This is a genomic window from Thioclava sp., from assembly GCF_048263065.1.
Taxonomy (GTDB): Bacteria; Pseudomonadota; Alphaproteobacteria; order Rhodobacterales; family Rhodobacteraceae; genus Thioclava.
Genome location: NZ_JBLXEM010000066.1, coordinates 1 through 6,874, shown reverse-complemented (window position 1 = coordinate 6,874; position 6,874 = coordinate 1). Strand labels below are relative to the sequence as shown.

Genomic DNA, 6,874 nt, shown 5'->3' with positions numbered 1-6,874 from the left:
TTTTACAGTCGCCATTTTTCAATTCCTCAACTTTTTGCCCAGTCCATGTAAAGTGCGCGCGCTTTGCGCGCCAAGGGCCCGTATCGCCATATGGGCACATCTGGACGAAGAGAGCTCTCGAGCATGGCATCTGACGATTTTTAATCGGCTATCGCACAGAAAAGAACACACCGATTTGGCCTTCTCGTTAATTGTCCACCACCGCGACGCGGCACAGCAGGAAAAGGCCATGCGGCTCTGGCTCCTCATGGTGAGAGACTGCCGCCCGCCTATTTCATCTCGACAGATAGCTCTCGCAATCGTTGCGAGTTGGCAACAAATGATTCCATTCATGTTGCTTCCGCCATGCTTCCGGCAAACACAACCACAAAGGCGCTCAAGTTAAAGGGACCTATAAGCTATTGTTTTAAAAAATAAAATGGCGATCCCTGAAGGACTCGAACCCTCAACCTGCTGATTAGAAGTCAGCTGCTCTATCCAGTTGAGCTAAGGGACCGCAGGGTGCTTAGATGCGACAGATTTCGCGGGCGTGCAAGTTTAGATCGCGCGGGTGAGGAATACTGAATTGGGGTCTTCATGGTAGCTGCCAAACGGCGGGCATTCCTGAAAGCCCGCGCGCAGATACAAGATGCGAGCAGCCTCAAACGAGGGTTGCGTGCCGGTTTCAAGGCTGAGGCGGGTGATCCCGTCGGCGCGGGCCTGCGCAATCAGATGATCGAGCATCTGGCGCGCAAGTCCTCGTCCGCGCAGTTCGGCCAGAACATGCATCGACTTGATCTCGCCGTGTTCGGGGGTGAGGCGTTTATAGGCCCCCATGCCGATGACTGCCGCGCCCTCTTGCATCACGAAAAATGCAACCTCGGGTGTCGCCAACGCATCGGGGGGCATCATGTGGATCGACTCGGGGGGCGTGTCGACATGCATCGCGTGATGGTGACGCGCATGCAGCTCTGCCAAATCCGGCTGCAACGGCGATTGCGCAGTGATCGTGATCATTTCGTCTCTCCTATCCCTGTCGGCGCTTATGCGACCTGTCCTGCCGCCCAACCCGAGGCCCAGGCCCATTGGAAATTATACCCGCCAAGCCAGCCCGTCACGTCCACCACTTCGCCGATGAAATACAACCCTTCGACGGCGCGCGCCTGCATGGTTTTGGCATCCAGATCAGTGGTATCAACGCCGCCCAACGTGACCTCGGCGGTTCGATAGCCCTCAGACCCAACAGGGCAGACTTGCCAGCGATGCACCCGCTCGGCGATCTTGGCCAGCGCGGTGTTGGGCTGATCGGCCAACCTCCCCGTCAGCCCGGTATCGGCCACGACATACTGCGCCAGCTTGTCGGGCATGTGGCGCGCAAGTGAGTTGTGCAGCGCCTGTTTGCCCGTGCTGGCGCGTTGATCGGCCAGATCGGCGGCAATATCGCGCCCCGGCATCAGATCGACCGCAATCGTGTCGCCCTCGCGCCAATAGCTGGAGATTTGTAAGATTGCAGGCCCGGAAAGCCCGCGATGGGTGAACAAGAGCGCTTCGTCAAAGCCGATTTTGCCATGCGTCACCCGCGCCTCCAGCGCGATCCCGGAAAGCGGGCTCGAGCGCGCCAGATCTTGTTCAGCGAAGGTCAGCGGCACGAGGGCAGGGCGGGTCTCGATCAGGCCCAGCCCGAAATCGCGCGCGATCTGGTAGCCGATGCCAGTCGCGCCCATTTTGGGAATGGACTTGCCTCCCGTCGCCACGATCACCGATTGCGCAAGGATCGGCCCGGCTGAGGTTGCGACCTCAAAATCGCTCCCCCGGCGCGTCACGCTTTGAACGGCGGTCTGCAAGCGAAGCTCGCCCCCCGCCGTGCGCAGATCGTGCACCAGCAGATCGACCACCTGAGTCGCCTTGCCATCGCAAAATAACTGACCCAGATGTTTTTCGTGCCAGGCAATCCCCGCCGCATCGATCCGGGCGATAAAATCGTCGGGCGTGTAGCGCGACAGTGCCGACAGTGCAAAGCGAGGATTGGCCGACAAAAATCGCGCCATCGCGTTTTGCCTAGTCAGCGCGCGGTTGGTGAAATTGCACCGTCCGCCGCCCGAGATGCGAATTTTCTCTCCCGGAGCGCGCGCATGATCGAGCACGATGACACGGCGCCCACGCCGCCCAGCCTCGATCGCGGCCATAAGGCCAGCGGCACCTGCACCCAGAATGACGACATCAGTGGTTTCCATGTCAGCCACTTGCCCGAGCTCGCGATTACACGCAATCGAAATTTGCATGATTTTTCCCTTGCAGCGCCGCGCCTCCTTAGCTAGAAACCGCGCCAAGTTGGGATGTAGCCAAGTGGTAAGGCAACTGTTTTTGGTACAGTGTACCGTAGGTTCGAATCCTACCATCCCAGCCAACTTCCTTCAGCGCGCAAGACCCGTTCCTAAGATCGCGATCTCGGGAAGCACCACAAGGGACGATGCCCCAGTTTTTGCCCCAACACGTGGGCAAGTCGGGTATCGGTTTTTCTAGTTTTGCTAGCTCAGCGTCACGGACGGCCAAAGAAGCCCCTAAGTTGACCCCCATTCGCGGCCCCCGCGCGTCCTGTAGGGGCTCTACACGCGAGCCGCCCGGCAGATGATCCGGGTTGATACACAGTCGCCTATGGCAGCGATGCCGGACTACATCGTCCTAGCCCGCCAAGTCTTCTTCGATTTATCAAGAGCTTGCGGCAGGACGACTTGACCCGCAGCTTGAGCGATCAGGGCTATATCTAGTCAGCGCCAGACAAGGCCCTCTCGGTAGCAACGGGAGCCCCTAAAGGCCCCCGCCGAGGGCGGTACCACGCGCTAGAGCAGGTTGAAGTCCACACCATAAGCCGCAAACTCCCAGTCATCGTGCTTGTTATCGGCTCGACTGCCAATCTCTAGGTGCTCGGGGTTGATACAAAGCGGGTTATGGCATCGGTGACGGATGACGTCTTCGAAACTTGCTGGAGTGCGCGTCAAGACACAGTAGATGAACCGGTAAGCCGTCGTCTGGTGCCCCCGGAAACGAACTTTGCGGCGGGACTTGGTGGGGGTCACGATGCAGCCCGTTTCGGTCTTTTCTGCCTCTGCAATAAGTGAGAGGGCCCGCGAACGGGCCTCCTCGTAGTGATTGGTCAAGATATCAGTCAGCCAGAGCTCGGAATCGTCTTGGAGCACAAAGTTCATAGCTCGATATCCGGTTCTAGCAGAGCGAGATGTTCGGCAATGGCGACGGTCGAACCATCTGTTCCAAGGAGATTACCGCGTTCGACCACAAAATCTGGACGAACCCATATAGCCCGAGCGTAATCGACACCTCCCCACTTGACCTTCTGCTTGCTCCACCCGAGTTCGCTCATCATGTGCCGGGTCGAATTGATATTGGCGTGCAGCTTATCTCGCACGAAGATAGTCACAACCGCTTCAGGCAAGGCATTGATTTTCTTGGTGCTCAGGAACTCTTCCAGTTGATCCACCGAAACTTGACGGGTTGCACTCTGGATACGCTTCATCACCTCAGTTCCATCATTCTCGATGTTCAGAGACTTGGCGCTGAACGTGGCGGGGATAGCTCGGGTCATGAGAGCGAGATAAAGTGCTGCGAGTTGTTTGGGATCGTCGAGTTGGAGCAGAACCCGTTCGACTAGGGCGCGAAATGCCTGAGACTCCGGTCCGCTGGCGTGACCGTCATGCTCGACTTCAACCACATAGTAACGGCGGTCTTCGGCTTCGATCCAGATCGGCAGATGGTTGGTGGTGAAGATAAAGCAGCAGCGTTGATCCACTCGTTCGGCTTCGCACCCTTTCAGTTCCGACAGGGTCGTGCGCTCGGTGATATAGGTTTTTAGCGTATTGCTCTGGGTGGAGTCCGGTCGAAGCTGCAACTCTTCGGATATGACGAGCTTGCTCTGAAGCGCCGTCATGTTGAACTTTGAGGTCAGCTTATCGACATTGTTCTGGACCACGGTATTACCGTCACCGAACAGCCGCGCCACGATTTGGCAGAAAGTAGATTTGCCTGAGCCCTTGGATCTGGAAAACAGGAAGGGAGCCCAAGCTGGCTTATCGTCTTCGTGCTGCAGGTTCCATGCGAGCCAGTTGAGGATCATGTCTCGTTCGGCCTCTCGAGGAAAAATTCGATCGAAGAACTCGGAAGCCGGGCCGTAGTCCGCTTTGATATCGCCGAGGGTGCGATAGGCGGGCACCGTCCAGCTATTTAGCGAGGCCAAGCCACGTTCACGGATGATGCGATTTGAATCCCCTGGGCGGCAGACACGTTGACCGTTCCAGACCGCTACGATCCGCTCAGCGTCCGTGTGGGTCTGCTCCATGGAGAGAGAAAAGGCTGCCTTTGCAAGTTCGTTGGTGAGTGGGATGGCTGGAAACTCGTCCTTGAAGCGGGAAACGCAGATTTGCTTCACGTCGACCCTTGAGATCGCAACGTTTGGCCGATCAATGTCATAGTATTTGCCATCGCGCCGGACAAACCAACTGGCGACCGCCTTAGCGAGGATGGAAACGTGGGCTGGATCGATTGCAGGTTTGGCGTTCGGTATGTGTACAATATTCGTCATAAAATTCTCCGTAAAAATCTATAGGATTTGATTGATAAAGAGGCCTCAAATTGGCCTCATCGGAGGAGCTGATTTCGATAGCTCCTACCTATAGCGCACACTGGTGGAATTTCGGGGGGAGGAGAGGCTGCTGGGGGACGCCGAAAGAAGACACTAACCACCAGATTTGCAAAGATATTTTCTCTGCACCCAAGGGTTAGACCTGTGCTTTTAGTGTCGCCGCCGTAGTGCTCTGGCTCAGCCCCCGTGGCATAGCCTGCTGCGCCCACCCCTTAGCTGCCCCCATCGGACCCGTTGGGGTCCGTCTTGGGAAGAAAAAAGTAAAGTGAGGGGGCCCCGGCAGTCTCCCGCCAAGGCCGAGGATCAGTTCCAGAAGCTCCAATCAATGCTTGGCATGTGGTACTCGGGAAGATCAGGCATGAGATCCTTTGCCGACCCCCATGCCTTATGAGGTGATGTTTTGACCGCAGCCCATAGTTCCCCGCGCGTAGGAACCCGCTTTCCGCAGACCTCTGCGATGTTAGGATCAGCCTCCGAGGTGGGATTAAACGCCAAGTTCAGGTCATGCATGTCGCGCATCGTATCGCAGGAGGATTTTAGGTCCCATGCCGTCACCCCCAACATGGCAACGATACCAGCAATCGGGATGGCCTCGGCGGCTGCCGAGCCTAAATTCAGAGACGCCCCTTTCGCCATCCTGACGCTGATGTGGCTCGTTGTTTCCTCCACCACTTCACTCAGCATTTTCTTTTTGCCCCTGAAGGACACGACACGCGGAGTTTTCAACTGCTTCACTTCAGCAGACAAGGATGCAATGCGGCGCTCTTTGGAGGCAACCTGCTTGCCGAGAACGGTCGCAGTCCGCTTTTCGCTCTGAATCTGGTCACGCAACTTTCCGGTTACGGATCGCGCCCCCGTCACCGCTTCATATGCCATGGACATTGCGACGGCGACTGAACTGAAGGCGACCGATGCGACGTTCAGAGAGAGCGACGCTACGAGCAGCACCGAAAGCACGAGAAATCGTATTGCCTTGAGAAACCGCCATGCCCATCGAAGGAAAACGACTGGAACCCTTGAAATGGTCCGTAAGTACGAAAGACCTCTCATCAACTACCTCTCCCTTTAATCCATCAAATCTGCCTCAAGGACAGTGCTAAAGCCAACAACTGCGGTGTGTTTGACGCGACGCGTGTGGCAAAAAGAATGCAAAGTGAAGTGACCCCGGCAGTCTCCCGCCAGGGTCCAGGTCAGGTCAGGCTTTGGTTCACCACGTAGTCCGCCAAGACTTCCCAGTACTGGCTTGCAGATCGAAAACCCTGAGCTTTGGCTGCGCGCTCCTCGGCTTCCTTACGAGAAAGACCGCCATCATATTGCATGATAGCGGCCCTCTCTTCGAACTCGGCGATATCAGGGATGGGCCTCACGTCGGCAGCCCCACCTTCTCCACGATCTCCCGCTTCTGCTCGTCACTGATCCCCGCTGAATAGATGCCATAGGTCATGCGGTTCTCTGAGCGCGCCGATTGGTGACCCACGATTGAGGCTGTAAAGTGCTCAGGTACCCCCGCACGCTCGCACTGGGTCACGAACCACTTTCGGGTGGAATGGAAGACGACGCCTTGCCGGGTGATCCCAGCCCACTCTCGCAGGATCGCAAACCGCTTGGTCACCGTGTTGACGGATAGCCCCGGAAATAGCCGTCCGTCTTTGGGCAGCCGATCAAGCATAGGCGCAAAGGCAGAGTGCAGCGGGATAAAGCGTTCCGCCGCTTCCGTCTTGAGTGAGCGCACCTCATTGGGTCTAATCCAGATGAACCAGCCAAGGTTCTCCTTCCAGACCAAATCGCTCCAGACTAACCCCGAAGCCTCTCCCGCCCGCATCCCCGTCAGCAAGCAGAGTGTGAAGAGTACCCCGATCTTGCCGTCTTTAAGGGCCAAGAGGCGGGTGACCTCGCCGTCGCTCAGTGCCTCGTAGTGCCTAGGCTTGCTCTTTGCCTCCACCCGCACCGTGGCGAACGGGTTTGAAGTCAACTGCCCCTCATATACCGCCCAGTCTAGGAAGTGAGAGACTTGCCCCACCGTACGTCGCTGCGTGGCCGCGCTGATAGTCTGACCCTCACTCGCCGCCACCAACCGATCTAGGCTGGCTCCCTTTAACCGATAGGACTTGCCCACGTGGCATCCCAGTTGGGCAACTGAGCGGGTGCAGGCTAGGCTAGACTAGTGAATCGCCCCGAGTTTGTCGGAGACCATCAACTTAAGTAAGGATGATGGTTATGACGAAAAGCAAAATGGCAAAT

At 57.1% G+C, this 6,874-nt stretch carries 7 protein-coding genes and 2 tRNA genes; 1 reads left to right on the top strand and 8 read right to left on the bottom strand.

Features of this window, described 5'->3' with window-relative positions:
- Positions 1–419: 419 nt before the first annotated feature.
- The 3 genes from ACN0SD_RS20635 to ACN0SD_RS20625 all read right to left on the bottom strand — a co-directional run bounded on the left by ACN0SD_RS20635 (position 420) and on the right by ACN0SD_RS20625 (position 2,213).
- A tRNA-Arg gene (locus tag ACN0SD_RS20635) sits at positions 420–496 on the bottom strand.
- Between the two features lie 41 nt (positions 497–537).
- The gene (locus tag ACN0SD_RS20630; RefSeq protein ID WP_417810048.1) at positions 538–996 is read right to left on the bottom strand and encodes a GNAT family N-acetyltransferase; all 459 of its coding nucleotides are present in this window, start codon (positions 994–996) and stop codon (positions 538–540) included.
- Between the two features lie 26 nt (positions 997–1,022).
- A complete protein-coding gene (locus tag ACN0SD_RS20625) occupies positions 1,023–2,213 on the bottom strand; it encodes an NAD(P)/FAD-dependent oxidoreductase (RefSeq protein WP_417810049.1) in 1,191 nt (396 codons plus the stop codon).
- 98 nt (positions 2,214–2,311) lie between these two features.
- Between ACN0SD_RS20625 and ACN0SD_RS20620 the strand changes: the two genes are divergently transcribed.
- Positions 2,312–2,386: transfer RNA gene (locus ACN0SD_RS20620), tRNA-Gln, on the top strand.
- Between the two features lie 433 nt (positions 2,387–2,819).
- On the opposite strand, the gene ACN0SD_RS20615 is transcribed toward ACN0SD_RS20620, so the two are convergent.
- From ACN0SD_RS20615 to ACN0SD_RS20595, 5 genes are all read right to left on the bottom strand, one after another.
- Positions 2,820–3,185 (bottom strand): hypothetical protein, encoded by a 366-nt coding sequence (locus tag ACN0SD_RS20615; RefSeq protein WP_417810047.1) that lies wholly within the window; start codon positions 3,183–3,185, stop codon positions 2,820–2,822.
- Entirely contained in the window at positions 3,182–4,573 is a 1,392-nt protein-coding gene (locus ACN0SD_RS20610; protein ID WP_417810046.1) for a DUF5906 domain-containing protein, read from the bottom strand. Before ACN0SD_RS20610 ends, ACN0SD_RS20615 begins: the two co-directional genes overlap by 4 nt.
- A gap of 363 nt (positions 4,574–4,936) precedes the next feature.
- Positions 4,937–5,683, bottom strand: a complete 747-nt coding sequence (locus ACN0SD_RS20605) for a hypothetical protein (RefSeq protein WP_417810045.1) — start codon at positions 5,681–5,683, stop codon at positions 4,937–4,939.
- A gap of 140 nt (positions 5,684–5,823) precedes the next feature.
- Positions 5,824–5,952, bottom strand: a complete 129-nt coding sequence (locus ACN0SD_RS20600; RefSeq protein ID WP_417810044.1) for a hypothetical protein — start codon at positions 5,950–5,952, stop codon at positions 5,824–5,826.
- Positions 5,953–5,996: 44 nt separating this feature from the next.
- On the bottom strand, positions 5,997–6,749 hold the full coding sequence (locus ACN0SD_RS20595; protein WP_417810043.1) for a tyrosine-type recombinase/integrase: 753 nt from the start codon (positions 6,747–6,749) through the stop codon (positions 5,997–5,999).
- Positions 6,750–6,874: the final 125 nt, after the last annotated feature.

What these genes read in the sequence shown, in the direction of transcription:
- ACN0SD_RS20630 (WP_417810048.1), bottom strand. Translation starts at nt 996, where the DNA reads ATGATCACGATCACTGCGCAATCGCCGTTGCAGCCGGATTTGGCAGAG.
- ACN0SD_RS20625 (WP_417810049.1), bottom strand. Translation starts at nt 2,213, where the DNA reads ATGGAAACCACTGATGTCGTCATTCTGGGTGCAGGTGCCGCTGGCCTT.
- ACN0SD_RS20615 (WP_417810047.1), bottom strand. Translation starts at nt 3,185, where the DNA reads ATGAACTTTGTGCTCCAAGACGATTCCGAGCTCTGGCTGACTGATATC.
- ACN0SD_RS20610 (WP_417810046.1), bottom strand. Translation starts at nt 4,573, where the DNA reads ATGACGAATATTGTACACATACCGAACGCCAAACCTGCAATCGATCCA.
- ACN0SD_RS20605 (WP_417810045.1), bottom strand. Translation starts at nt 5,683, where the DNA reads ATGAGAGGTCTTTCGTACTTACGGACCATTTCAAGGGTTCCAGTCGTT.
- ACN0SD_RS20600 (WP_417810044.1), bottom strand. Translation starts at nt 5,952, where the DNA reads ATGCAATATGATGGCGGTCTTTCTCGTAAGGAAGCCGAGGAGCGCGCA.